Here is a 23,783-nt window from a genome sequence, read left to right on the forward strand (position 1 = left end):
GCGAAGACAGGTTCGCGCTCGCGAAATCAACCGAGCGCTACGACCCGACTGAGCCAGCCTCACCACCCGCCTAGCAGCAGCGGAAGCCGCCCTTCCCGCCCCCGCCGTATCGCGCGTCCTGCCGCTCGCGGAAGAACTGCTCATAGGTCATGGGCGGCTGGTCCGGGTGAGTCCGGGCCATATGGGCGACATAGACGTCGTAGTTTGGCACGCCGACCATCAACCGGGCGCTGTCGCACAGACAGCGCCCGGCCGACGACAGCCGGTCCTTCCAGCTGGAGCCGATCATTCGGCCGGCAACCATTCCGCCGGTGTCTCCTGATCCGTCGGCTCGCTGTTGGCCTTGGCCTTCAGACAGGCCCTGACGCCATAGATCAGGATGCTGATGACCACGCCCATGAACAGCACGCAAAGGGTGGCGTTGATGCGGTCGTTCAGCACGATCTGCTGCATGTCGGCGATGCTCTTGGCCGGCGCCAGCACCGTGCCCTCGGCGATGGCCGCCGAGAAGCGCGAGGCGTGCGAGAGGAAGCCCACCGCCGGATCCGGAGAGAACAGCTTCAGCGCGCCCGCCGTCATGGTGCAGGCCACCAGCCAGGCCGCCGGAACCGCCGTGACCCAGGCGTAGCGTTCGCGCTTCATCTTGAAGAGCACCACGGTGCCGAGGATCAGGGCCACCGCGGCCAGCATCTGGTTGGAGATCCCGAACAGGGGCCACAGGGTGTTGACCCCGCCCAGGGGATCGGTGACCCCCTGATAGAGGAAATAGCCCCAGGCGGCGACGCATAGACCGGTGCCGACCAGGCTGGGCACCAGCGCCGAGGTGTCCTTGAACTTCGGTACGAACGTCCCGACCAGATCCTGCAGCATGAAGCGTCCGGCGCGGGTGCCGGCGTCCACGGCCGTCAGGATGAACAGGGCCTCGAACAGGATGGCGAAATGGTACCAGAAGGCCATCATCGCCTTGCCGCCCACCACATGGGAGAAGATCTCGGCCATGCCGACAGCCAGTGTCGGCGCGCCGCCCGCGCGGGAGATGATGGTCGTCTCGCCCACGTCCTTGGCGGTCTGGGCGATGGTCGCCGCGTCGATGGGGAAGCCCATGGCCGTGACGGCGGCCGAGGCGCTTTCCGGCGTCACGCCAACGATGGCGCCGGGGCTGTTCATGGCGAAGTAGATACCCGGATCGAGGATCGAGGCAGCCATCAGGGCCATGATGGCCACGAAGGATTCCATCAGCATGGCGCCGTAACCGATGAAGCGGGCGTCCTTCTCGTTGGCGATCAGCTTGGGCGTCGTGCCGGACGAGATCAGGGCGTGGAAGCCCGAGACCGCGCCGCAGGCGATGGTGATGAACAGGAAGGGGAACAGCGACCCCGACCAGACCGGGCCCGAGCCGTCGATGAACTGGGTCAGGGCCGGCATCTGCAGCGGCGGCGCCATGATGACGATACCGACGGCCAGGGCCGCGATGGCGCCGATCTTGAGGAAGGTCGACAGATAGTCGCGCGGCGCCAGCAGCAGCCAGACCGGCAGGACCGATGCGACCGCGCCATAGCCGATCAGGATGAAGCACAGTTGCTCGGCCGTCAGCGTGAACAGGGGCGCCAGGGCCGGCGAGGCGGCGACGTTCTGGCCGAAGACGATGGCGGCCATCAGGAGGATGAAGCCGATCAACGACACCTCCCCGATCCGACCGGGCCGGATGAAGCGGGTGTAGACGCCCATGAACAGGGCGATGGGCACGGTCATGCCGACAGTGAAGGCGCCCCAGGGACTGCCGACCAGGGCCTTGACCACGATCAGCGACAGCACGGCCAGAATGATGACCATGATCATGAAGGCGCCGAACAGGGCGATGATGCCCGGCACGGTTCCCATCTCCATACGTATCAGCTCACCCAGCGAACGACCGTCGCGACGCATGGAGATGAACAGGATGATGAAGTCCTGCACGGCGCCTGCGACGACCACGCCGGCCAGGATCCACAGCATGCCCGGCAGATAGCCCATCTGGGCCGCGAGCACCGGACCGACCAGGGGGCCTGCGCCGGCGATGGCCGCGAAGTGGTGACCGAACAGCACCTTCTTGTCCGTCGGGACATAGTCCAGGCCGTCGTTGCGGGACACCGCCGGGGTCGCTCGTCGCGGATCCAGCTTCATCACATGCTCGGCGATGTAACGGCTGTAGTAGCGGTAGGCGACCAGATGCACCGACACCGCTGCGGCGATGATCCAGAGGGCGCTGATCTGTTCGCCCTGGTTGACGGCGATGAAGCTCAGACAGATCGCGGCGATCAGGGCGAAGGCGAACCAGACCGCGTGGGTCCGCAGAAGCTTGGTCATTTAGTCACCTTCGGGAACGAAGCGTTGCAGGCGTTTTCCGGTCTGGACCTCGCCGGTGTAGACGGCGCCGGACGAGTCCGTGTCGACCGCGTGAAGCCACTGGAACTGACCGGCGTTGCGGCCGCGTCATCCGACGCTGCCGACGATCTCGCCCGTCTCGAGACGCGCAAAATGCAACTGGTTGTTCTCGCCGTCCGCCACGACGACCAAGCTCTGGCCGGAGTCGGGGGTGAAGGCGAGATCCCAGGTCGAGCCCAGACCTTCTGTCGCGGCCAGATAGACCTGTTCGGTCAGGAAGCGGCCCGAGCGGTCGAATATCTGGATGCGCTTGTTCGGGCGGTCCGCCACATAGACCAGACCGTCGCTCGACACGCGCAGACCGTGCGGCAGGGCGAAGCTGGTCGGTCCCGGCTTGTCCGGATAGTTGCCGGGCGTCGCCGCCGGCTGTCCCGTATCGACCGGCGGATGGCCGTATGCGCCCCAGTGACGGCGGTACTCGCCCGTCGCCGCATCGAAGACGATGATGCGCTGGTTGGCATAGGCGTCGGCGACATAGAGTTCGTTACGCTCCGGATCGACGAACAGACCCGCAGGGCGACCCAAACGGGTCGTGTCGTTGTTGCCCAAGGACGGGCCGGGAGAGCCGATCCGCATCACATATTCGCCGTCGGCCGTATACTTGACCACGAAGCCGTCGTTCTCGCCCGCCCCGCCGATCCAGACGAAGCCCTGGTGATCGACGAAGATGGAATGCTCGTTGTTCGGCCACCGCTCTCCGCGTCCCTCGCCGCCCCTGGATCACCCGGCCCAGATCGAACGCGCCATAGGTCGACGCCGCCGCCGCCCTTGTGACCGGCGGCCCGTCCAGGGCGAAGATCTGGGTCGCCACACTGTCCCGCGCGACGAAATCGACCCGCTGTCCGACGACCAGCGGCGGCGCCGAATGGATGGAGCCGGCGCTGAACCGATAGATCTCGCCGTTGTCGCCGGTGATCGTTCCACCGTCGGCTCCCTCGCCGAATGTCGTCACCTGGCCGCGCATATCACCTCCCGAGAGCTGGGACGGATGATCGCCTCACGATCCGGCGGGCACAACCCGGTAGTGTGCATCGCGGTCGTGCCGGCCGGCGAGGCGCTTTGAAACGATCCAGCGGATAGGCTCAGCATCATGTTGCGCGAGAGGATGACGCGATCAGCGAGATTTCGGAAACAGGCGAACCGCCGCCGGATCGAGGCTGACCGTGACGGTGTCGCCGACGTCCGCCCGTCCCTCCTCCGCGCGCAGGGAGAGCGTTCGGCCTTCGCGTTCGAGCCGGTAGTCGAAACCCTGCCCCGCGAAGCGCACGCCCACCACCTTGGCTAGGACGCCTGCCCGGTCCAGTCTGACGCTCTCGGGACGGACAACGATCTCGACCTCCCCATCGACCTGGTCCGTCGCCGGAAGTATCCCGAACGCCGTCGTCGCCACGCCCTCCTCAACGCGCCCCGACAGAACCGTCACCTCGCCGAGCAGACGGGCGGCCTCTGGGGATACCGGCTCGCGATAGCAGTCGACCGGGGTGCCGGACTGCAGGACCCGCCCCTGGTGCAGCAACACCAGATCGTCAGCCAGCAACAGGGCTTCATCGACGTCGTGCGTGACGATGGCCACGGCCGCCCCGGAAACGCGCAACGCCGGAAACAGGAAGTCGCGGACGGCGCCCTTCAGATGGCGATCCAGACCCGAGAACGGCTCGTCCAGCAGCAGCACCTTCGGCTCGCGCGCCATCGCCCGCATCAGGGCGACGCGTTGCTGCTCGCCGCCCGAGAGGTCATGCGGCCAGTTGCGCGCGCGATCCGCCAGCCCGACCTGATCCAGCAGAGCTAGCGCCTTCGCGTCGCGAGCCTTGCGCGCCATCCCGCCCAGCCCGAACGCCACATTGTCCAGCACGCTCAGATGCGGGAACAGCGCATAATCCTGGAACACCAGGCCGACGCCTCGCGTCTCCGGCGGCGTGTGCAGGTCTGCGGACGACAGGATCTCGTCGCCTAGCCGGATCGTTCCGGCCCCGACCGCCTCCAGACCCGCGATCAACCGCATCAAGGTGGTCTTGCCCGACCCGGACGGCCCCAGAAGGGCGGTGATGCGACCGGGCCTGAGCGTGAACCCGACACCCTCCACGGCCGCCTTGGCGCCGTAGCGGCGGGTCACGCCTTCGAGCACGAGGTCGGTCATCGGGCGTCTCCGGGGCGGGCGGCGGTGATCTTGAGGCTGAGCCAGACGACCGTCGGCAGGGCCGTCAGAATGATCAGGATGGCCGGCCACCCCGCCTGCGGCAGCCGTTCGTCGAGCGCATAGTTCGAGGCCAGCACGGCCAGGGTGTCGACGTTGAAGGGCCTCAGGATCAGGGTCGCCGGCAACTCCTTCAACACGTCGATGAAGACGATCAGCAAGCCGGTCAGCGTCGCCCCCTTAACCAAAGGCAGATCGACGCGGAACGCGGCGCCGAGTTCGCCTCGTCCCAGCGACCGTGCCGCCTGGTTCAGCGACGCGGGGATCTTGGTCAGCCCCGCCTCGATCGGCTCCAGCGCCGCCGCCATCAGGCGCGCCGCATAGGCATAGACGACGAGGATCAGACCGGTCGCGGTCACCCCCACCGTTCCGGGAAACAGGGTCCAGACCAGGCTCGCGGGCGCCAGAAGACCGATGGCCATCACCGCCCCCGGCGTGGCGTAACCCAGGCTCGCCAGTCGCGCAGTGACCGGAAGACGGCGCGCGCCGAGGGCCAGAAGCGTCGCCAGCAGGACCGTCGTCACGGCCCCGGCCCCGCCGAACATCAGACTGTTGCGCGCCGCGACCGCCAGCCTCGCCCAATCGGGCGACACATCGATGGACCGGACCACCAGCCAGCCCAGCGGCAACAGAAGTCCCAACGTCAGCAGCAGCAGACAGAACCCCGTGGCCGCCCAAGCCTTCGCTCCTCCGAGCCTAACCGGGGCCAGATCGCGGAACCGCGCCCGGGCGCTTTCGAGGCCCTGCCCCCTGCGCCCCCATCGCTCGATCCACAGGAGGAGCGCCGCCGCTCCCAACAGCGGCAGGGCGAACCGCGCCGCCGAGACCGTCGAGCCATAGACCGACCAGGCCCGCACCACCCCGGTCGTCAGGGTCTGGACGCTCAGGAACTGGACTGCGCCATAGTCGGCCAGGGTCTCCATCACGGCCAGGGCGATCCCCGCCGCCAAGGCCGGCCGCGCCAGCGGCAGGGCGACCCGACGAAACGCTTCCGACGACCCGCACCCCAGGGTCCTCGCCGCCTCGAGCAGATTGCTGGACTGGTTGGTGAAGGCCGCCCGCATGGCCAGATAGACGTAAGGGTAGAAGGCGCAGGTCAGGACCAGGGCGGCGCCGGGCACGGACCGCATCTGGATCGGCAGGTCGAAGCCGAACTGGCCCCTCAGCCAGAACCGCAGCGGCCCGGCCGCATCGAACAGGTCCGCATAGGCATAGGCGAGCGCGAACGCCGGCGCCGCCAGCGGCAGGGCCAGGGCCCAGGCGAAGACGTCTCGCCCCGGAAACCGGTGCATGACCACCAGCCAGGCGGCCACCGATCCGACGACGCCTGTCAGTCCCCCGACCAGCACGGCCAGCACCGCGGACGTCGCGGCGTATCGAGCGATGTCCCGTGCGGCAATATCGGCCCCCGCCCCGCCGACCGCCGCCCAGATCACGCCAGCCAATGGCAACAGGGCGACCATGGCGGCCGCCAGGGCCATCACCTTCAACGGCGAAAGCCCACCCCGGCGACCGGAGCGGGCCTTCACCGACGTCAGGCCGGAAACGCCTATCGCCAGCCCGCCGCGCTCATGATCGACCGCGCCTCTCCCTGACGCGGACCGTAGGTCGCGACCGACATCGGGTTGGCGGTGAAGTTCGCATAGGCGTCGACCGGCGCCGGGGCGGCCACGGAGGCCACCGCCGGGAACTCAAAGTTCATGCGCGAGACCGTCTCCTGCGACTGGTCGTTGGCCAGGAACTCCAGGAAGCGCACCGCATTGGCGCGGTTCGGCGAATGGGCTGCGACCCCGCCGCCCGACACGTTCACATGGGCGCCCTGGCCGTTCAGCGACGGGAAGCCCAGCTTGACCGTCTGGGTCACCTGCCGGTCCGCCGCATCATCCCCGTTGGCCATGCGGATGAAGTAGTAGCTGTTGGTCAGGGCGATTTCGCAGACGCCGGCCGCGATGGCGCGGATCTGGTCACGGTCGCCGCCTTCGGGCTGACGGGCCATGTTGGCGACGATGCCGTCCGCCCAGGTCCTGGCGCGCTCCGGCCCCCACGCCTCGATCAGGGCGCCCATCAGGGACAGGTTGTAGACGTTGTCGCCGCTGCGAACGCACAGCTTGCCGCGGAACCGGGGCGAAGCCAGCTTCTCGTAGGTGTCGATCTCTTCCGGACGGACCTTGGCCTGATCGTAGGCCACGACGCGGGCGCGACGCGAGAAGCCGAACCACTGACCCTCGGGCGCGCGCAGATTGGCCGGGATACGCTCGTTCAGCACCGTGCTGTCGGCGGTCGGCTGAAGAAGGCCCGCCTGCTGCGCACGGTACAGCGCCCCGGCGTCGGCGGCGACGAAGACGTCGGCCGGGCTGTTGGCGCCCTCCGACCGCATGCGCGCGATCAGTTCGTCGGGATTGCCCTCGATCAGATTGACCCGGATGCCGGTCTCCTCGGTGAAGCGGTCGTACAGCGCCTTGTCGGCGTCGTAGTGGCGGGCCGTGTAGAGGTTCAGCACCGCCTCCCCGCCGGCCTTGGTCGCCTGTTGCGGCTGACCACAGGCGGCCAGGGCGAGGGCGGCGAAGGCGGTGGCCATGACGGCGTTCAGCTTGAGGGTCATCGGGCGCTCCTGAAGTTCGGCCTCTGCCCTAAGTCGCTTGCGAACCGATCTCAACAAGACGACGAGCGACTGCGACGCTGTGTCCCGATTTTGGTGAGGAAGATCTCCAGAACCACTGCTCGCCGTCAGTTCAACGTTTCAACGCATTGTTTTGCGGCATGGGTCAGTGCGCCAGTGGGCATTATCTACGTCGCCGCTTCGGAGACGCGTTGTGGTCTGACGTCAGAAACGCCTCCTGAAGCCCGAACCCGACATTTCGAAATCCCGCAAGCAAAGGAAACCCGAAGATGACCATTTGCACGACTAGGGCAGTGCAGTCATAATTTTCCAGATTCTCCGAGTTCTTTTGAAGCACTTAAGCATGTCGAATTTCAAATTAAACTTGGCGATCACCTTCTAAAAAATTCCGGATTCAGCTCTTAACCAGAGGATCGAAGGTTCGAACCTCACATCACCCACCATCGTCCCTTTTATTCTTGTCCAGGCATCAGCCGGCCTAACGCAGCGCTCCCAGAATGCCGCCGCTGGACAGGAGGGCCGCGTCCGCCAGGGCCGGTCCCAGCATCCAGCCCGACGGCGCGGCGATGTAGACGCCTTCCCAGCGGGGGCTGAACTTCTCCTTGAAGGCCCGCAGGCCCTCGAAGCCGTAGAGACCGCCGCCCTCGTTGTAGACGAAGCCGCCGACCCGGCCGACCAACGGGGACAGGCGATGCGATTCCAGTCCGGACAGGGGCGCCATGCCCAGATCGAATGTGGAGAAGCCGTTGGCTTGGCCCCAGGCGATCAGCTCGATGAACAGGATGTCCATGCTGTTGCGCGGCGCCTCGGCGCCATAGCGCATCAGGTCGATGGACAGCACCCGCCCGTCCGGCGTCCGCCACAGGTTGGCGAAGGCGACGATCCGATCCTCGACCTTCAGGACGGCGGTGGGGAAGCGACGCAGATAGGCCTCGTCGAACCGGCCCAGGCTGAATCCCTTCTCGACGCCCTGATGAATGGCCAGCCATTCGTCGGACAGAGCGCGAAGGGTCGGGGCGATGGCGTCGAATCCTTCGGCCGGAACGACCTCGAACACGGCGCCGTCCCGCCGACCCCGGTTGATCGCGTGGCGCAGGGGCGCCCTCACCTTGCCTTCCAGATTGAAGCTCTCGAGGTCGACCCTGGCCGTCTCCCCGACCTTGGTCGCGGCCAGGCCGCAGTCGATGAAATCCGACAGGCTCTCGCGCCGCACGGCGTAGAAGACCGGGGTCGCTCCGTTTCGGTCGCAGAACTCGCGGAAGGCCCAGACCGCCTCGCGCCGCGCCGCGCGCGGTCCGACCGGCTCGCCCATGGCGATGCAGTTCCGCCCCCGAACGCCGTAAGCGACGAAGCTGGAGCCGTCGTCGGTGAACAGGATGGACTTGTCGCCGAGGAAGACCAGTTCCGCATTCGGCGAGGCGTCCTCCGCCACGGCCAGGATCTCTCCGGCTCGCGCCATATCCGCCGCCGTCGGCGCCGTGACCCTGGGCGGGCGCGGGCGGGACAGACGCCAGCCCAGGATCAGCAGGGCCACGACCACGGCGCCCACCCCGGCCCGGAGGAAGCGCGGCGCGTCGCCGTGCAGGACGAAGGTCCACCACAGGTCGTCCTGATAGGCGACGTCCTTGTAGGCGAAGAGACCCACGGCCGCCGCCGCGATCAGCACCCCGGCCACGGCCGCCAGGCCGGCCGGGGAAATGGCGGCGCGGGACAGGGGCTCGCCCCGGTCGAAGGCGCGGCCGTTCGCCGCCAGAAGCGCCGTGGCGACGGCGAGAAACACCGCCTCGGGCGCGCCGAGCCCCTTCAGCAGACAGGCCGCCGCCGTGACGACGAGCAGAACGAGGGTCGCTCTCCAGGCCGGCCGCGACCGATCCCGGAGCCCGAAGGCCAGGAACAGCAGGACCACCCCCGTCAGGCTCGACAAGAAGTGAGAGGCCTCGATCAGCCCGAGCGGCGCCAGTTCCGACAGCCAGCGGAGCCGCTGGGCGCTCTCGGGCGTGGCGGCGGACAACAGGGTCATGGCCCCGGACAGGAAGGCGACCAGGGCGAACAGGGACGGCGCCGCCTCGCGCCAGATCCCTCCGCCCAGCCGAAGTCCCTTGGCGGCGAGGGAGTTCGCACCGCCGACCTCGACCGACAGAAGGGCGCTGATCGCGCCGGCCGCCAACAGGGGAATGACGATATAGACCCCGCGATACAGCAGCAGGGCGGCGGTCACTTCGGCCGCGCCGTAGCGGGGGCCGAGGACGGCGATCATGATGGCGTCGAAGGCGCCGACCCCGCCCGGCAGTCCGCTGACCGCGCCGAGCAGACCCGCCAGGCCGAACACCGGCAGATAGTGCAGGAAGCCCTGAACGCTGGCGTCCGGCAGGAAGGCGTAGAGGATGAAGCCCGCGCCCATCCACTCCACGCCGCTGACCGCGATCATGGCCGCCCGCTCGGCGCGGGGCGGCAGGACGCGGGCCAGCCACCCGATGCGCGGGGCGGCGATCAGGCTGATCAGCCCCTTCAGTCCGGCGAACCCGAGGACCAGTCCGACCCAGTGCGGCATGTGGGCCTGGGCGACGACCGCCTGCAGGGCCCCGGCGGCGCCCAGGCTGATAAGGACCACGCCCCCGCTCAGGGCTGCCGCCGTGGACAGGGCGCTCAGCCAGGCGGTGTCCGCGCCCGACAGGCCGAAGGCCGCATAGCGACGGAAGCGAAGCCCCCCGGCCAGGGCCAGTCCCGGCGGTCCGGCGTTGGCTAGGGCGAAGGCGGCGGCCGAGGTGACGGCGCTGTCCCGCCAGGACACCGGACGGCCGATGGCGCGCGCCGACAGGGCGTCGAAGGCGGAGGCGGCGGCGAGGCTGACGGCCAGCCCCACGAAGGCGGCGCCCATGGCCCACGGGCTGGCCGAGCCCAGGGCGGCGGCCACATCGGCCCACCGGATGTGTCGCAACTCCTCGCCGATGACCAGGACGGCGGCGACGAACATCGCCACCCCGACCACCGGCGCGACCCAGCGCGTCCAGGCCTTCGGCGCGACCTCGTTCGCGGCTTCAGCCGTCTCCTGCGTCATGCCCGTCGCCCTCCAAGCTCAGGGGTGGAAGGTGGAACGAGCCGACGTCGGGACGCAAGAGCTCAGGCGATGCCGGAGGTCCCCGCGGTTCGTCCGACGTCTCTCGGGAACAAGACCAAGAAAAAAAAGGCCCCGCATCGCGAGGCCCTGGAAAGTCGATAGGGAGGAAACGCCCAGGAAGGGCGAGCGCCAAAGCGCGTATCCTTGCACTAGCGCAAGTGTGTGACGGTCGCGTGGCGCGCTTCGCCGCTTTTCGGCCCGACCCGCGACCGGCTTGCCTCGGCGCGCCCGGTCGGCCATCGAATGGGGCTCCGATCGGAAGGAGCCGTCCATGACCCATCCCGTTCTCGTTCCCGGCTCGGTCGCCGTCATCACGGGCGGAGCGTCCGGCATCGGTCTGTCCGTCGCGCGTCGGTTCGCGGCCCTGGGGCTGACCGTCTGCATCGCGGACGTCGGCGCCGACCGGCTGGCCGGGGCCGTCGAGATCATCCGCGCCGACGCCGCATCGGGCGCCGAGATCGTCGGCATCGAGACCGACGTCTCGGACCGCGCCTCCCTCGTCGCTCTGGAGGCCGAGGTCGCCCGGCGCTTCGGCGGGACCGACGTCCTGATGAACAACGCCGCCATCCAGATCCCGACCGACGCCTTCGGTCCGGAGGCGGACTGGCGAAAGCTGCTGGCCGTCAACCTGTGGGGCGTCATCGACGGGTCCCAGGTCTTCGCACCGCGCATGGTGGAGCGCGGCCGCCCCGGACTGATCGTCAACACCGGCTCGAAACAGGGCATCACCACCCCGCCCGGCAACCCGGCCTACAACGTCTCCAAATCCGGCGTGAAGACCTACACCGAGGCCCTGGCTCATCAGCTTCGGAACACCGAAGGCGCGGCGATCACGGCCCACCTCCTGATCCCCGGCTTCGTCTGGACGCCCCTCGCCGCCGGCGACCGCACCGACAAGCCCGCCGGCGCCTGGACGGCGGATCAGACGGCGGACTTCATGATCGAGCGGCTGGCGGCCGACGACTTCTACATCCTGTGCCCCGACAACGACGTGGATCGCGCCCTCGATCAGAAGCGCATCGCCTGGGCGATCGGCGACGTGATCGAGAACCGCCCCGCCCTGTCGCGCTGGCACCCCGACTATGCGGCGGCCTTCGAGGCCTTCATCGCCGACCGATAGACGGGGCGCCTAGACGACCGGGGCCGTCCGCCGCCGCAGAGCGCCGTAGCATTCGCACGATGCGCGCTCGAGCACCTCGCGGCTGACGATCTTCACCACCCCGCGCCGCGCACGGATGCCCCCTGCCCGACCCAGCTCCTGCCAGGAGGCGTTCACGGTCGTCCGGCGCACGCTCATGGTCGTGGCCAGATCGTCCTGAGTCAGGTGGAACTCGTCGCGGCCCGTGCGGTCCTGGATCGTCAGCAGCCAGCGCGCCAGTCGCGGCGTCACCGTGTGGACGGAGTTGCAGACCGCGTTCTGCGCCGCCTCGACCTGGTTGTTGTGGGTCAGGGTCATCAGCAGTTGCAGCAGGGCGGGGCTGGCCTCGGTCCGGGCCCGGAGCCTGTTCGCCGGCAGGGACCAGGCGTCCCCCGCGACCTGAACCTCGACGTCCCATCCGCAGGGTTCGTTGGCCAGGAAGGCCGCCAGACCGGTCACCCCCTCGCGCCCGACATTGGTCGCCATGCCCGACCGCCCGTCGGTGAAGCGAACCACATTGGCCACGTCCGCCGTGGTCGGCAGATAGACGGTCTCTACGTCGTGCCCCGCGCGGGTCACCACGTCGCCCTGAGGCAGGTGTCGCCGGATCAGGAAGGGGCGCAGCACCGCCTTGTCCTCGGGCGCCATGGCGGCCCACAGGTGATTGTCCTCGGGGGTCGGTTCAGTCGCCATGGTCAGAACCTCCGTCCCTGTGCCGTGATGCTGTAGACCGGACCGTCGTCGGCGTCGGTGACCAGCACCTCATAGTCGCCGCCGTTCGCCAGCAGGGCCCGCCGATCCGGCAGGGTCTCGGCGAAGACATCGATCGCCGCCGCGCAGGCCGCGTCGTGATCGACCAGATCCTCCCCGTCCTCGTCCATCAGCGTCTCGCCGTTCTTGAGGCGGAAGAAATAGCGAGGCATGCGGACGTCTCCATCGGCGGCGTGGACCGGAATAAGGCCCGACCGCCGCCAACGGTTCCGCTTGTTTCCGTCCTAGCCTCCGGCCGCCGCGATGATGGCGTTGGCCACCGCTTCCGGCTGGGCCAGCATGACCAGATGGCCGCCTTCGACCGGCACGACGGTGGCGTTCATCGCCCCGGCGAAATGCTGTTGCAGGGGCGCGGGTATGATCTGGTCTTCCGTCGCCACAACATAGGTCGTCGGATGGTTGGTCCAGGCCGGGGTCGCGCCGATGGCGGCATCGTTCACCCCATGGAAGGTGGGGTGTTGGGTCGAGGCCAGCACGGCCTGCAACTCCGCCGGCAGACCGGCCGAGAAATAGGTCGCCATGGCCTCGGCCGGCCAGGTCACCCAGCCGGCGGCGTCCGCGTGCAGCATCGGGAACCAGACCGGCGGCGGGAAGCCCGACAGGATGGAGTTCACCGACTGGTTCGATCCCGGCGCGAAGGCGGCCACATAGACCAGCCCCTTCACATGCTCATTGTTGCCGGCCTCGGAGATCACCACCCCGCCATAGGAGTGACCGACCAAGAGGACGTCGCCGCCCTGATCGTTCACCACCCGGTTCACATTGGCGACGTCGGCCTCCAGGCTCGACATCGGGTTCTGCACGGCCACGACCTTCAGGCCCGCGCGGTGCAGATAGGGGATCACCGTCTCCCAGTTCGATCCGTCGGCCCAGGCGCCGTGGACCAGGACGACGGTCGGCCTTTCAGCGGCCGCAACGGGGACGGCCATCGACAGGGTCGCGGCGGCGAGGACCGGCGCGGTCAGGCGGGCGAGCAGGCGGAGCATGGATCACCTCTGGGAGCAGACCACCTGCCCCAGCGACAAGCGGTCTGACCAATCTACTCCCAAAAGGCGAAGCTTGCGCGTCACATTACATGACTCGCCGAACGTCGCGCGCCGTCAGTGCCCGTGACCGTGGCTCTCCGTATGGGTGGACCCGACCGAGAAGCCCTGATCGCCCTCGCTCTCGAACCAGAACGGTGCCCGCGCCCGCTCACGCAGGCCGACCTCGTTCATGTGGGTGTCGTAGAGGCGGCCGTTGGCCAGGGTGTAGCGGATCGAGGTGGTGTTCCTGATGTTCTCCAGCGGGTTGGCGTCCAGCACCACCAGATCGGCCAGCTTGCCGACCTGAAGCGAACCAACATCGCGATCCAGACCCAGGGCCAGGGCGCCGTTCAGCGTTCCGGCGCGCAGGGCCTGCATCGGCGTCATCCCGCCCTGCTGCAGCATCCACATCTCCCAGTGGGCGCCCAGACCTTCGCGCTGGCCGTGCGCGCCGATCTCGACGACGACGCCGAGGTCCGACAGGGCCTTGGCCTGGGCCGCTATCTGGATGTGGTTCCACTCATTGGCCGGCTGGGTCGTCGGACGGCGAGCGCGGGCGTCCAAAACGCGACGCGGCACATACTGGCTGAGGATCGGATGGTTCCAAACCTCGCTCTCCTGGTACCAGTAGTTCTCGCCGAAGGCGCCGCCATAGGCCACGACCAGGGTCGGGTTGTAGGCGACATCCGACTGACGCCACAGGTCGTGGACGTCATCGTACAGGCGGGCCAGCGGGATCGAATGCTCGATCGTCGTGTGACCATCCACGATCATCGTCATGTTGTGTTCGTAGAGCGAGCCGCCCTCCGGAACGACGTTCATGCCCAACTGACGCGCGGCCTCGATGATCTGCTGGCGCTGTTCGCGGCGCGGCTGGTTGTAGCTCTTGACGCTCCACGCCCCGACCGCCTGCATCCGCCGCAGCGTCGACAGGGCGTCGTCCAGGTTGTTGATCACCGCGGTGAACGGGGTGTTGGCGCCGTACAGGATCGTGCCCGTCGAGAAGATGCGCGGCCCGACCACCCGACCGGCGCGGGCCAGTTCGGAGTGGGCGAAGATTTCTGACGTATCGTTCGACGGATCGTGGATCGTGGTGACCCCGAAGGCGAGCGCCGCATAGTTCACCCAGCTCTGCTGCGGGATGATCTCGTCCGACCCCATGGAGCCGTGCCAGTGGGCGTCGATGATACCGGGGATGATGGTCTTGCCGGTCACGTCCACCACCGTCGCCCCAGCCGGAACCGAGACCTCGCTGCGCGGACCCACGGCCTCGATGCGGTTGCCGTTGGTGACGATGACGCCGTCCTCGATGACGGTATCGCCGTTCATGGTGACGATCCGCGCGCCGGTCAGGGCCAGACGCCCTTCGGGACGGTCGGCGGCCTGCTGGAAGCCGAGATTGATGCCGGTCTCCGGCGGTTTCGGCAGTTCGGCCGGGGCGCCCTCGACGAAGGCGAAGCCCTGGTTCAGTTCGCGGCTGAACAGTTGCGGCCCCAGGGACCAGCTCAGGCGGCTGCTGTCCCCCGACCAGTGAACCCAGTCGCCGGCGTCGCGCGTGAACCGGGTCTGCGGCAGGGCCTTGCCGTCCGCAGACAGGGCAACTGGCCGTCCCGTCCGCGTGAACGGCGAGACGAAGGCGTTGAAGCGCTCGGTCCAGGCCACCCAGTGCTCGTCCGGCGACAGGACGAAGTCCGCAGCCCACTCCGAGGTCAGGTGAACTCGCTCGTCATGACCGGCCAGATCGACCGACTTCAGCGCCGCCTTCCCGTCCGACCGGCCGGTGAAATAGATGCGGTCGTTGGCGGCGCCGAACTGGGGCTCGCGCCCGCCGTCCGTCACGAACGTCGCCGCGCCGCCCGAGGTCGGCACGCGATAGATGCCCGGCTCGCGGCTCCACAGGCCCGAGGTCAGGAAGCCGTCCGCCACCTTGCGGAAGACGATGGTGCGCCCGTCCGGCGAGAAGGTCGGTTCGATGTAGTGGCCGGGGTTGGTCGTCACGACGCGACCCTCGCCGCCGCTGGCCGGGATCACGCGGACCGTGCCCAGTTCCTGATCGTCCCAGGTCGTGTAGACGATCGACCGGCCGTCACGGGACCAGTTCGGGTAGAGCTCGAAGTGATCCGACTGGCGCGTCAGGCGACGCGGCGTCCCGTTGGGCAGGTCCTTGATCCAGAGATTGCCCAGGGCCTCATAGACCACCCGCGATCCGTCCGGCGACGTGCGCGCCCAGCGCACCATCTTCACGTCGAACGTCTCCGGCGCGACCTCGACCGGGAAGCGGACGGCCTCCTGAATGCGGCGCGTGTCGGCGACGTGGAACGGGATCTCGGTCACCTCGCGCGAGGCGACGTCGATGCGATGGATCTTGCCCCCGGCCCAGAAGACGATCGACCGGTTGTCGGGCGTCCAGCTCATGGCCGGATAGACGCCGTGGACCGCCCAGGTCTCCTGCAGGTCGCGGTCCAGACCCGAATAGATGGCCGTCTCGCGTCCACTCTCGATGTCCATGACATAGAGGGTCGACTGGTAGCGAACGCGGCGAATGAAGGCCAAGGACTTGCCGTCCGGCGACGGCGTCGGGCGGATCGAACCGCCCGGCCCGCCCAGGAACTCCTCGACCTCGCCCGTCTCGCGGTCCAACCGCTGGATGACGTAGATCTCGCCGTTCACGTCCTTGGAATATTCGAAGACCTCACCCGGCGTGTTGTCGTCCGAGAAATACAGATAGCGACCGTCCGGCGAGAAGGCGGGCTCGCCCGAGTCCTTTTGCTGCGTCCGACGCGTGGTCAGTTGCACCCCGCCGCCGCCGGTGCGGTGATACATCCACATCTCGCCGGCCCCCAGCGAGCGCGTGCCGGTGAAATGCTTGCGCGCCACGATGAACTGCCCGTCCGGCGACCAGTCGGGCGAGTTCAACAGGCGGAAGCTCTCGTCCGACACCTGCGTCGGGTTCGAGCCGTCGCGGTTCATCACCCAGATGTTGTCTCCACCGTCGCGGTCGGAGGTGAAGGCGATCTGCGTCCCGTCCGGCGAATATTTCGGCTGCATGTCCCAGGCGACGCCCGACGCGATGGCCCGCGCCTCCCCGCCCCCGATCGGCATGACATAGATGTCGCCCAGAAGGTCGAAGACGATCTCCCGTCCGTCCGGGCTGACGTCCAGCGCCATCCAGGTGCCCTCGGTGACATCGATGGCGGCGTCGTGCGCCGGCCCCGGCGGGTTCTGCACATCCCACTTCGGCGTCTCGGGCTCCGCGGCCGCAGGCGCCACCGCAGGCGCGGCGGTCTGGGCCCACCCCGTATTGGCCACGGACAACGCCACCACGGCGCTCAGCACGGCACGCATCAGCATTCGACGACTCCCCCAAAGACCTTGTCCCGACCTGTGTAGGGATACGGCCAGGCTTTGGCGAGAGGGCGTTACAATCGCAAAGCTACGCACGAAGTCGTGAAAACCACCTAGAGGAACGATTCACCTTGTTCGTGTAGATCGACCAGCATTCGTCGCTTCGCCGGAAGTATAGTGAAGCTGGTCGGGGGACCACCCTTGCGTAAATCGTTATTGAACCACGTTCTGCGGTTGACCCTGTCTGTAGTTCTGCTTGCCGGCGTGGCCTCCTGCGGGAACGGAGAAGTGCTCTCCGTCTTCAGCGACGGTCGGGAGAGCACGACGCCGCTCGCCGAAAGGCCGGAGGACGCAGCGACGGCGGCCCGGTTCCTGACACAGGTCACGTTCGGTCCGACCGACAACGACATCAAGACGGTCATGGCCCAGGGCTATGAGACCTATCTCAACGGTCAGTTGAACGCCCAGTCCCCGTCCCATCTCGCCTATATGGACAACCGTCTGGCGCAGATGAAACTGACCAATGCGTCGGCGAGCCTCAGCGCCAACCAGTTCTACGAAAGCTACTGGCTCTATTCCGCGACCAGCCAGGCCCAGCTGCGCGAGCGGATGAAGCTGGCCCTGTCGGAGATCTTCGTCATCTCCTTGGTGGACAGTGTCATCGACGCCCGCGGCGCGGCCTCCTACTACGACATGCTGGGCGACAACGCCTTCGGCAACTACCGGACCCTGCTGCAACAGGTCGCCCTGCACCCCCAGATGGGGCGCTACCTGACCCATATGGCGAACCAGAAGGAAGACGCCGCCTCGGGCCGCAAGCCGGACGAGAATTTCGCCCGCGAAGTCCTCCAGCTCATGTCGATCGGCACCTATGAGCTGAACAGCGACGGCACGCTCAAGCGCGACGGCTCGGGCGCCGCCATCCCCACCTACACCGCCGACGACGTCTCCAACCTGGCCAAGGTCTTCACCGGCTACAGCTGGTATCACCCGAACCCGACCAACAGCACCTTCTTCGGCGGCTCGCGGGACCCGGACGCCTACGTCCGCCCGATGATCTTCTATGCGAACTATCATTCGGTCAGCGGCAAGACCTTCCTGGGCACGACCATCCCGGCGGGCGCCGCGAGCAACGACGACCTGAAGACCGCCCTGGATGCGATCTTCAACCATCCGAACGTGCCGCCCTTCATGTGCCAGCGTCTGATCCAGCGGCTGATCACCTCCAACCCCACGCCCGCCTATGTCGGACGGTGCGCGGCGGTCTTCGCCAACAACGGCTCGGGCGTGCGCGGCGACCTCAAGGCCGTCGTCAGGGCGATCGTGCTGGACCCGGAGGCGCGCAGCCCCGCCCTGGCCGCCACCCCCGGCTACGGCAAGCTGCGCGAGCCGGTGATCCGCCTGTCGAACTGGATGCGGGCCTTCGGCGCGACCTCGATCAGCGGCAACTATCTTATCACCTCGACCAGCGCGAACACCTCGCTCGGACAGTCGCCGCTCAGCTCGCCCTCGGTCTTCAACTTCTACCGCCCCGGCTACGTCCCGCCGAACACCCGCGCGGGCGACCAGAACCTGACGGTCCCCGAGTTCCAGATCGTCGATGAAGTCACGGTCGCCGGCTACGCCAACACCATGCAGACGGCGATCGGCACGGGCATCGGCTCGGGGTCCGACGTCCGCTCGGCCTATGTCCGGGAAATCGAGATGGCCGACGACGCCAACGAACTGGTGGATCGGATGAACCTGATGCTCCTCTCGGGCCAGATGAGCCCCACCCTGCGCTCCCGCATCGTCGAGAGCGTCAACAGCGTGGCCATCCCCGCCCCCACGGCCAGCAATGCGACGACCATCGCCACGGCCAAACTCAACCGCGCGAAACTGGCCGTCTACATGACGATGGTCTCGCCCGAATATCTGGTGCAGCGATGAGCCACGGAACCCACACCCGCCGCCAGCTGCTGCGGATCGGCGGCGTCCTGTCCATGCTGGGCGCCGCGGCTCCCTTCGCCGCCCAGCTCGCCGCCGCCGGCGCCGCCGTCGGCCAGAGCGCCCCGGACTACAAGGCCCTGGTCTGCGTCTTCCTGTTCGGCGGCAACGACGCCAACAACATGGTCCTGGCGACCGACCAGGATTCGTGGAGCCGCTATTTCGCGACCCGCAACACCGGCGCCGATCCCATCGCCCTGATGCCCGTCGGCATGGCCCCGACCGCCATCGGCGCGACCAACAGCCTGACCGGCCGCGTGTCCGCCGCCGCCCGGCCCGAGGCCTGGGGCGGGGTCCTTCCCATCGCGCCCCGGACGATCCAGACCGCCCCCACGGGCGGCGGAACCCGGACCTTCGGCCTGCATCCCTTCATGGGGCCGGCCAAGACCCTGTTCGACGCCGGTCGCCTGGCCGTGGTCGCCAATGTCGGCACCCTGATCCGCCCGGTCACCCGCGCCCAGTACGAGGCGAAGAACGTCGCCTTGCCGACCAACCTCTTCTCCCACAACGACCAGCAGTCGACATGGCAGGCAGGCCGCGTCGAGGGCGCGCGTCGCGGCTGGGGCGGCGCCTTCGGCGACCTCCTGAACGGCATGAACGGCACGAACGCCCTGTTCACCGCCGTCTCGGCCGCCGGCAACGCCGTCTTCCTGTCGGGCGAGAACGTCGTCCAGTACCAGATGTCGACCGGCGCCCAGCCTGCCGTCGTCATCAACGGCCAGGCGGGGACCAGCCTGTTCGGCTCCACCGTCGCGCCGGGCCGCGTTCGGGACGTGGTGCGCGACACCTCGGCCGCCAGCCTGTTCGCCGCCGACTACGCCACCACAACCGGCCGCTCGATCGGCGCCTCGGGCACATTGAACTCGACCTTCGCCTCTGCAGGGGTGACCGGCGTCCTGGCCGCCCCCGCCTATCGCAACCCGATCACCGGGGCGACCGAGACCAACTCCCTGGCGGTCCAGCTCCAGACCGTCGCCCGCATGATCGCCGCCGCCCCGGCCCTGGGCATCAAGCGCCAGGTCTTCTTCGTCAGCCTGGGCGGCTGGGACTCGCACGACGTCCAGAACACGGCCCAGCCGAACAACCTTTCCAAGGTCGCCAACGCCCTGTCCTATTTCGACGAGGCCCTGGGCAACATCGGCGGGGTCAACATGCGCGAGGCCGTGACCACCTTCACCGCCTCGGACTTCTCGCGCACCTTCAACACCAACGGAGACGGAACCGACCACGCCTGGGGCGGCCACCATCTGGTGATGGGCGGGGCGGTCAAGGGCGGCGACATCTACGGCCAGTTCCCGACCATCGGCATGGACCAGACGGGCTTCAAGAACCCGGACATGACCTCGTCCTACTTCATCCCGACCACTTCGGTGGACCAGTACGGCGCCACCCTGGGCCGCTGGATGGGGGTGTCGGAAACCAACCTCGACCTGATCTTCCCGAACCTGAAGAACATGGTCAATCGAGGCCTGAACTTCCTCTAGGGCCGAGGCGCCTCGCCCGGCCAGTCGGCGTCACGCGCGGCCTCGTAGCCGTCGCGCACGGCCTGCCTCGGCTGGTCCGCGCCCAGTTGGGCGATCTGTTCGGACCAGACGTCGGCCAGCCTCCGCACCGTTGTCGTCACCCAGCCCGGCGCCTGCTGCCGCGACCAGTTCTGGATCGAGACGGCGTTGAAGATCAGCAGGAAGACCGTCGCGATGACGATGACCCGGCTGGTCCAGCGGCGGTCGCGCGCGGCCACCCCCTCCTCGTCCGGCGGTTCTCCCGGCGGGAAGGCGAACCGGCCCAGAGCCAGGAGCGGGTTCACCGGCTCCGGCGCGGTCGGCAGGTCGTGGGCGTCCGCCGTCTCGATCCAGTCCGCCCCGGCGACCGGCGCGTTCGGGTCCGCCTCCGGGTCTTCCAGGTAGGGCTCGGCCGGCTCTCCCCCCAACGGCGGGAAGGGGTTGGCGGGCGCCGCCGTCGGGAAGGGCGCCAGGGGGATTTCGGGATCGTCGGGACGGTCGCTCATCTCGCCCTCAGAACTGGAAATAGATGAAGGGGGCCACGCCGTCCGGCCGCACCGCCTCGACCAGCAGGATGGCCACGCCGATGAGCAGCCCCATCGTCAGGGACGGCGCCGGCTTCATCCAGGTCGCGATCCCCTCGACCGCGCGCGGCGGCAGCCAGTGCATGGCCAGCCCACCCGCGATCAACACCGCCAGGAAGGGCGTCACCAGGGTCGCCGGCTCCAGCCGCCCCAGACCGCTCAGCACCTGCATCGCCATCGGGAAGGTCTCGGCCCGGAACAGGATCCAGCCCAGGCAGACGATGTGGAAGGTGACCAGAACGCCCAGCCAGGCCGGCGGCCCCTTCCGGTCCCCGATCACCGAACGCCCCAGCCGCTCGACCACCTGAACCCCGCCATGCAGCGCGCCCCAGGCCACGAAGGTCCAGGCCGCCCCGTGCCACAGCCCGCCCAGCAGCATGGTGATGAAGACGTTCAGGCACGACCGGACCAGACCCTTCCGACCGCCCCCCAGCGGCACATAGAGATAGTCCCTCAGCCAGCTCGACAGGCTGATGTGCCAGCGCCGCCAGAAGTCCTGCATCGAACTGGCGCGATACGGCTGGTCGAAGTTCCGCGGGAAGGAATAGCCGAGCAGGGCCGCGATCCCGATGGCCATGTCCGAATAGGCCGAGAAGTCGCAATAGATCTGGACCGCGTATCCATAGACCGCCGCCATCAGGTCCCAGGTCCCGTAGGCCGACGGATCGAAGAAGACCGGATCGACCAGCCTGACCGACAGCTCCGACGCGATCACCGTCTTCTTGAACAGACCCCAACAGATCAGCAGAAGACCATGCGTCGCCATCTCCCGCGTCAGGCGCGGCGCCCGCTCGAACTGGGGCAACAGGTCCGACGCCCGCACGATCGGTCCCGCCACCAGATGCGGGAAGAAGCTCATCAACAGCATGACGTCGAGCAGGGACTTCGCCACCGGCGTCTTCCCGCGATGGACGTCCACCACGTAGCTGATGCCCTGGAAGGTGAAGAAGGAGATGCCGACGGGCAGCACGATCTCCAGCAACGGCAGGTCCCGCTCCCACCCGAACCGGCTCAGCAGATCCCCAGCCTGTTCGACGAAGAAGCCGTAGTATTTGAAGAAGCCGAGGATCAGCAGGTTGGCCGCGACGCCCAGGCCCACCAGCCACTTTCGCCGTCGCTGCGCGTCCGAGCGGTCGATCAGCACCGCCACGCCCCAGTTCAGCACCGCCGATGCGATCAGAAGCGCGACGAACCGCCAGTCCCACTGGGCGTAGAAGAACCAGCTGGCCAGCAAGAGGAACAGCTTGCGCCGTCCATTCTCGCGGTCCAGCGACCAGGCCGTGAAATAGACGAACAGGAAGAACACGCCGAACGCCAGCGTCGGGAACAGCACCTAGCGCCCTCCCCGCCGGTCGTAGGCGGCGATGATGTCGGCGGCCAGCAGGGACCCGATCCAGTCCCCGCCCGCGAAGGTGAAATGCACATGGTCGCCGCGCATCAGGGGCGCGTCCCCTTGCGTCAGGGCGAAGGCCGAACAGTCTCCCCCCATACGACCCTTCCAGTCCCAGAACGCGACGCCTTCCTGCGCCGCCACCCTGTGCTGCACATCCCGCACCACGCCCAGCATGTCCGGCGCCTTCCAGCGCTGATCCAGGTCGCCGGCGCACCGCCCGCCGCCGTCGCCGCGCATGGCCTCCGGCGCGCCCAGGATCAGGATGGAACTCGCCGGCGTCTCTTGGCGGATGCGGACGATCTGCTGGCGGAGCGAGCGTTCGTAGGCGCGCGGGTCGAGAAGCTCGTCGAACCCCTCGTTGGTGCCATAGGCGATGATGACCAGATCCGGCCCCTCTTCGCCCGCGTCGAACAGAGGCTCCCGCGCGACCAGTCCGTTCAGCGTCGCCCCGACCACGCCGTGCGTCGACATCCTGAGCGGCGTCGTCTCGAACCGGCTCTGCATCCGCCACAGGAAGGATCGGCCGATGTCGCCCGCCGCAGTATGGCTGTCGCCGAACTGGACGATCCCGATTGGCCGCCTCTGGTTCAGGGCGGCGAAGAACTCCGCCAGGGCCTCCGGCTGGCACAGGCCGCCCGGACAGGTCGCGCTGACCGGCGACGGCAGGGCGACATAGGGGCGTTCTTGCGCCGCGGCCGATCCCGCCAGCGCAAGTCCGAAAACGAGGGCGACCGCCCGGATCACGCCGCCGGTTCTGCGACCGGACCGGTCAGGCCCGCATCCCGCTTCAGTCGCGCCGCCACCGGCTCGGTGATCCGCAGATAGCCGGCCATCGACATGTGGATCCCGTCATTGGCCCGCATCAGCCGCTCCCGGCCCGTTCCCGTCTCGGGCAGATAGGCGTCGTATTCGCCGTCGGCGTTCCGGGTGATGCTCTCGGTCTCGATATAGGGCACGCCCAGCGCCTGCATCCGCGCCGACACCACCTCGTTGATCAGGGTCATCTTGGCGTCGAAGCTGGCTCGCTTCATCGCAGGGAGGCCAACCCAGTAAACCGCGATGTTCCGGCCCCGCAGCATTGTCACCAGGTCATCGACCCGCTTCGCATAGGCGGCCTTCCAGCCCTCGGTGCCGAAGTCGTGGATCTCGCCGTCCAGGCTGATCCCTTGCGCGTCATTGGTGCCGAACAGGATCACCGCCACATCGACCGGCTCCTCGGCGATCTGGCGCGCGGTCTTGGCCTGGATATCGACGTAGTCGTAGCGGCTCAGGCCCGTGGAGACCTCGCTGAACTTGATCACCGTCACGCCCGGCTGGCCGCGCATGTCGCGATACAGACCCGTCCACAGGCCGTCGGCCATGGAGTCCCCGAACACGCCGATCCTCAGTTGTCCCCGCGCGGCCCGCTCGGCCAGCGGCGTCAGAACCGGCGCGACGGGTGCGGCCGCCACGACCGGCAGAGACGCCGGCGCCGCCGGCTCCGGGCTCGCCGAGGCGCTGGCCGCTCCACCCAGCATCAGGGTCGGCTTGGCCAACCAGCCGCGACCGTCCGGCGTCAGCGCCAGCCCGATCACGACCCCGACGACCAGGGCCGCCGTTATTGCATTGATGCCCGCGCGCAAACGCCCCACCCCGACCGGGAAACTCTGCTTTCACCTATAACCCGGCCGGCCCGGACCTCGC

At 68.2% G+C, this 23,783-nt stretch carries 18 protein-coding genes; 3 read left to right on the top strand and 15 right to left on the bottom strand.

From position 1 onward, the window contains the following. Positions 1-70: 70 nt before the first annotated feature. From ACETK8_RS15450 to mprF, 7 genes are all read right to left on the bottom strand, one after another. On the bottom strand, positions 71-304 hold the full coding sequence (locus tag ACETK8_RS15450; RefSeq protein ID WP_374036717.1) for a YbdD/YjiX family protein: 234 nt from the start codon (positions 302-304) through the stop codon (positions 71-73). Beyond that, the gene (locus tag ACETK8_RS15455; protein ID WP_374036718.1) at positions 286-2,346 is read right to left on the bottom strand and encodes a carbon starvation CstA family protein; all 2,061 of its coding nucleotides are present in this window, start codon (positions 2,344-2,346) and stop codon (positions 286-288) included. The genes ACETK8_RS15450 and ACETK8_RS15455 overlap by 19 nt, the downstream gene beginning before the upstream one ends. A 126-nt stretch (positions 2,347-2,472) precedes the next feature. Next, positions 2,473-3,033 (bottom strand): hypothetical protein, encoded by a 561-nt coding sequence (locus ACETK8_RS15460; protein WP_374036719.1) that lies wholly within the window; start codon positions 3,031-3,033, stop codon positions 2,473-2,475. A 505-nt stretch (positions 3,034-3,538) separates the two neighbouring features. Then, positions 3,539-4,561 (bottom strand): ABC transporter ATP-binding protein, encoded by a 1,023-nt coding sequence (locus ACETK8_RS15465; protein ID WP_374036720.1) that lies wholly within the window; start codon positions 4,559-4,561, stop codon positions 3,539-3,541. Next, entirely contained in the window at positions 4,558-6,099 is a 1,542-nt protein-coding gene (locus tag ACETK8_RS15470) for an ABC transporter permease (protein ID WP_374039417.1), read from the bottom strand. The genes ACETK8_RS15465 and ACETK8_RS15470 overlap by 4 nt, the downstream gene beginning before the upstream one ends. Before the next feature lie 68 nt (positions 6,100-6,167). Further along, complete coding sequence (locus tag ACETK8_RS15475) at positions 6,168-7,220, bottom strand: extracellular solute-binding protein (protein WP_374036721.1); 1,053 nt, start codon at positions 7,218-7,220, stop codon at positions 6,168-6,170. 496 nt (positions 7,221-7,716) lie between these two features. Beyond that, the gene (gene mprF, locus ACETK8_RS15480) at positions 7,717-10,296 is read right to left on the bottom strand and encodes a bifunctional lysylphosphatidylglycerol flippase/synthetase MprF (RefSeq protein ID WP_374036722.1); all 2,580 of its coding nucleotides are present in this window, start codon (positions 10,294-10,296) and stop codon (positions 7,717-7,719) included. Between the two features lie 331 nt (positions 10,297-10,627). Here mprF and ACETK8_RS15485 point away from each other — a divergent pair, with 331 nt between their 5' ends. Then, complete coding sequence (locus ACETK8_RS15485; RefSeq protein ID WP_374036723.1) at positions 10,628-11,476, top strand: SDR family NAD(P)-dependent oxidoreductase; 849 nt, start codon at positions 10,628-10,630, stop codon at positions 11,474-11,476. 9 nt (positions 11,477-11,485) lie between these two features. On the opposite strand, the gene ACETK8_RS15490 is transcribed toward ACETK8_RS15485, so the two are convergent. The 4 genes from ACETK8_RS15490 to ACETK8_RS15505 form a co-directional block, all read right to left on the bottom strand. After that, positions 11,486-12,187, bottom strand: coding sequence for a Crp/Fnr family transcriptional regulator (locus ACETK8_RS15490; RefSeq protein ID WP_374036724.1), 702 nt, complete (start codon positions 12,185-12,187; stop codon positions 11,486-11,488). A 2-nt stretch (positions 12,188-12,189) separates the two neighbouring features. Continuing rightward, positions 12,190-12,417: a DUF6894 family protein gene (locus tag ACETK8_RS15495; protein ID WP_374036725.1), complete on the bottom strand. Its 228-nt coding sequence runs from the start codon at positions 12,415-12,417 to the stop codon at positions 12,190-12,192. A gap of 72 nt (positions 12,418-12,489) precedes the next feature. After that, positions 12,490-13,251, bottom strand: a complete 762-nt coding sequence (locus ACETK8_RS15500; protein ID WP_374036726.1) for an alpha/beta fold hydrolase — start codon at positions 13,249-13,251, stop codon at positions 12,490-12,492. A gap of 114 nt (positions 13,252-13,365) precedes the next feature. Next, complete coding sequence (locus ACETK8_RS15505; protein WP_374036727.1) at positions 13,366-16,641, bottom strand: amidohydrolase family protein; 3,276 nt, start codon at positions 16,639-16,641, stop codon at positions 13,366-13,368. A gap of 282 nt (positions 16,642-16,923) precedes the next feature. Between ACETK8_RS15505 and ACETK8_RS15510 the strand changes: the two genes are divergently transcribed. Both ACETK8_RS15510 and ACETK8_RS15515 read left to right on the top strand, forming a co-directional pair. Continuing rightward, complete coding sequence (locus tag ACETK8_RS15510; protein WP_374036728.1) at positions 16,924-18,564, top strand: DUF1800 domain-containing protein; 1,641 nt, start codon at positions 16,924-16,926, stop codon at positions 18,562-18,564. After that, positions 18,561-20,105: a DUF1501 domain-containing protein gene (locus ACETK8_RS15515; RefSeq protein ID WP_374036729.1), complete on the top strand. Its 1,545-nt coding sequence runs from the start codon at positions 18,561-18,563 to the stop codon at positions 20,103-20,105. The genes ACETK8_RS15510 and ACETK8_RS15515 overlap by 4 nt, the downstream gene beginning before the upstream one ends. Here the strand turns inward: ACETK8_RS15515 and ACETK8_RS15520 are convergent. The 4 genes from ACETK8_RS15520 to ACETK8_RS15535 are packed head-to-tail and all read right to left on the bottom strand — an operon-like array spanning position 20,102 to position 23,722. Beyond that, positions 20,102-20,629 carry a hypothetical protein gene (locus ACETK8_RS15520; RefSeq protein ID WP_374036730.1) on the bottom strand — a complete coding sequence of 176 codons (528 nt, stop codon included), beginning with the start codon at positions 20,627-20,629 and terminating at the stop codon, positions 20,102-20,104. The two genes, ACETK8_RS15515 and ACETK8_RS15520, sit on opposite strands and share 4 nt — an antisense overlap. Before the next feature lie 7 nt (positions 20,630-20,636). Continuing rightward, positions 20,637-22,040, bottom strand: a complete 1,404-nt coding sequence (locus ACETK8_RS15525) for an MBOAT family O-acyltransferase (RefSeq protein ID WP_374036731.1) — start codon at positions 22,038-22,040, stop codon at positions 20,637-20,639. Beyond that, a complete protein-coding gene (locus ACETK8_RS15530; RefSeq protein ID WP_374036732.1) occupies positions 22,041-22,844 on the bottom strand; it encodes a GDSL-type esterase/lipase family protein in 804 nt (267 codons plus the stop codon). After that, positions 22,841-23,722, bottom strand: coding sequence for a DUF459 domain-containing protein (locus tag ACETK8_RS15535; protein ID WP_374036733.1), 882 nt, complete (start codon positions 23,720-23,722; stop codon positions 22,841-22,843). The genes ACETK8_RS15530 and ACETK8_RS15535 overlap by 4 nt, the downstream gene beginning before the upstream one ends. Between the last annotated feature and the right edge of the window lie 61 nt (positions 23,723-23,783).

Source organism: Brevundimonas staleyi (assembly GCF_041893865.1).
In the GTDB taxonomy this organism is placed as follows: Bacteria; Pseudomonadota; Alphaproteobacteria; order Caulobacterales; family Caulobacteraceae; genus Brevundimonas; species Brevundimonas staleyi.

What these genes read in the sequence shown, in the direction of transcription:
- ACETK8_RS15450 (WP_374036717.1), bottom strand. Translation starts at nt 304, where the DNA reads ATGGTTGCCGGCCGAATGATCGGCTCCAGCTGGAAGGACCGGCTGTCG.
- ACETK8_RS15455 (WP_374036718.1), bottom strand. Translation starts at nt 2,346, where the DNA reads ATGACCAAGCTTCTGCGGACCCACGCGGTCTGGTTCGCCTTCGCCCTG.
- ACETK8_RS15465 (WP_374036720.1), bottom strand. Translation starts at nt 4,561, where the DNA reads ATGACCGACCTCGTGCTCGAAGGCGTGACCCGCCGCTACGGCGCCAAG.
- ACETK8_RS15470 (WP_374039417.1), bottom strand. Translation starts at nt 6,099, where the DNA reads ATGGCCCTGGCGGCCGCCATGGTCGCCCTGTTGCCATTGGCTGGCGTG.
- ACETK8_RS15475 (WP_374036721.1), bottom strand. Translation starts at nt 7,220, where the DNA reads ATGACCCTCAAGCTGAACGCCGTCATGGCCACCGCCTTCGCCGCCCTC.
- mprF (WP_374036722.1), bottom strand. Translation starts at nt 10,296, where the DNA reads ATGACGCAGGAGACGGCTGAAGCCGCGAACGAGGTCGCGCCGAAGGCC.
- ACETK8_RS15485 (WP_374036723.1), top strand. Translation starts at nt 10,628, where the DNA reads ATGACCCATCCCGTTCTCGTTCCCGGCTCGGTCGCCGTCATCACGGGC.
- ACETK8_RS15490 (WP_374036724.1), bottom strand. Translation starts at nt 12,187, where the DNA reads ATGGCGACTGAACCGACCCCCGAGGACAATCACCTGTGGGCCGCCATG.
- ACETK8_RS15495 (WP_374036725.1), bottom strand. Translation starts at nt 12,417, where the DNA reads ATGCCTCGCTATTTCTTCCGCCTCAAGAACGGCGAGACGCTGATGGAC.
- ACETK8_RS15500 (WP_374036726.1), bottom strand. Translation starts at nt 13,251, where the DNA reads ATGCTCCGCCTGCTCGCCCGCCTGACCGCGCCGGTCCTCGCCGCCGCG.
- ACETK8_RS15505 (WP_374036727.1), bottom strand. Translation starts at nt 16,641, where the DNA reads ATGCTGATGCGTGCCGTGCTGAGCGCCGTGGTGGCGTTGTCCGTGGCC.
- ACETK8_RS15515 (WP_374036729.1), top strand. Translation starts at nt 18,561, where the DNA reads ATGAGCCACGGAACCCACACCCGCCGCCAGCTGCTGCGGATCGGCGGC.
- ACETK8_RS15520 (WP_374036730.1), bottom strand. Translation starts at nt 20,629, where the DNA reads ATGAGCGACCGTCCCGACGATCCCGAAATCCCCCTGGCGCCCTTCCCG.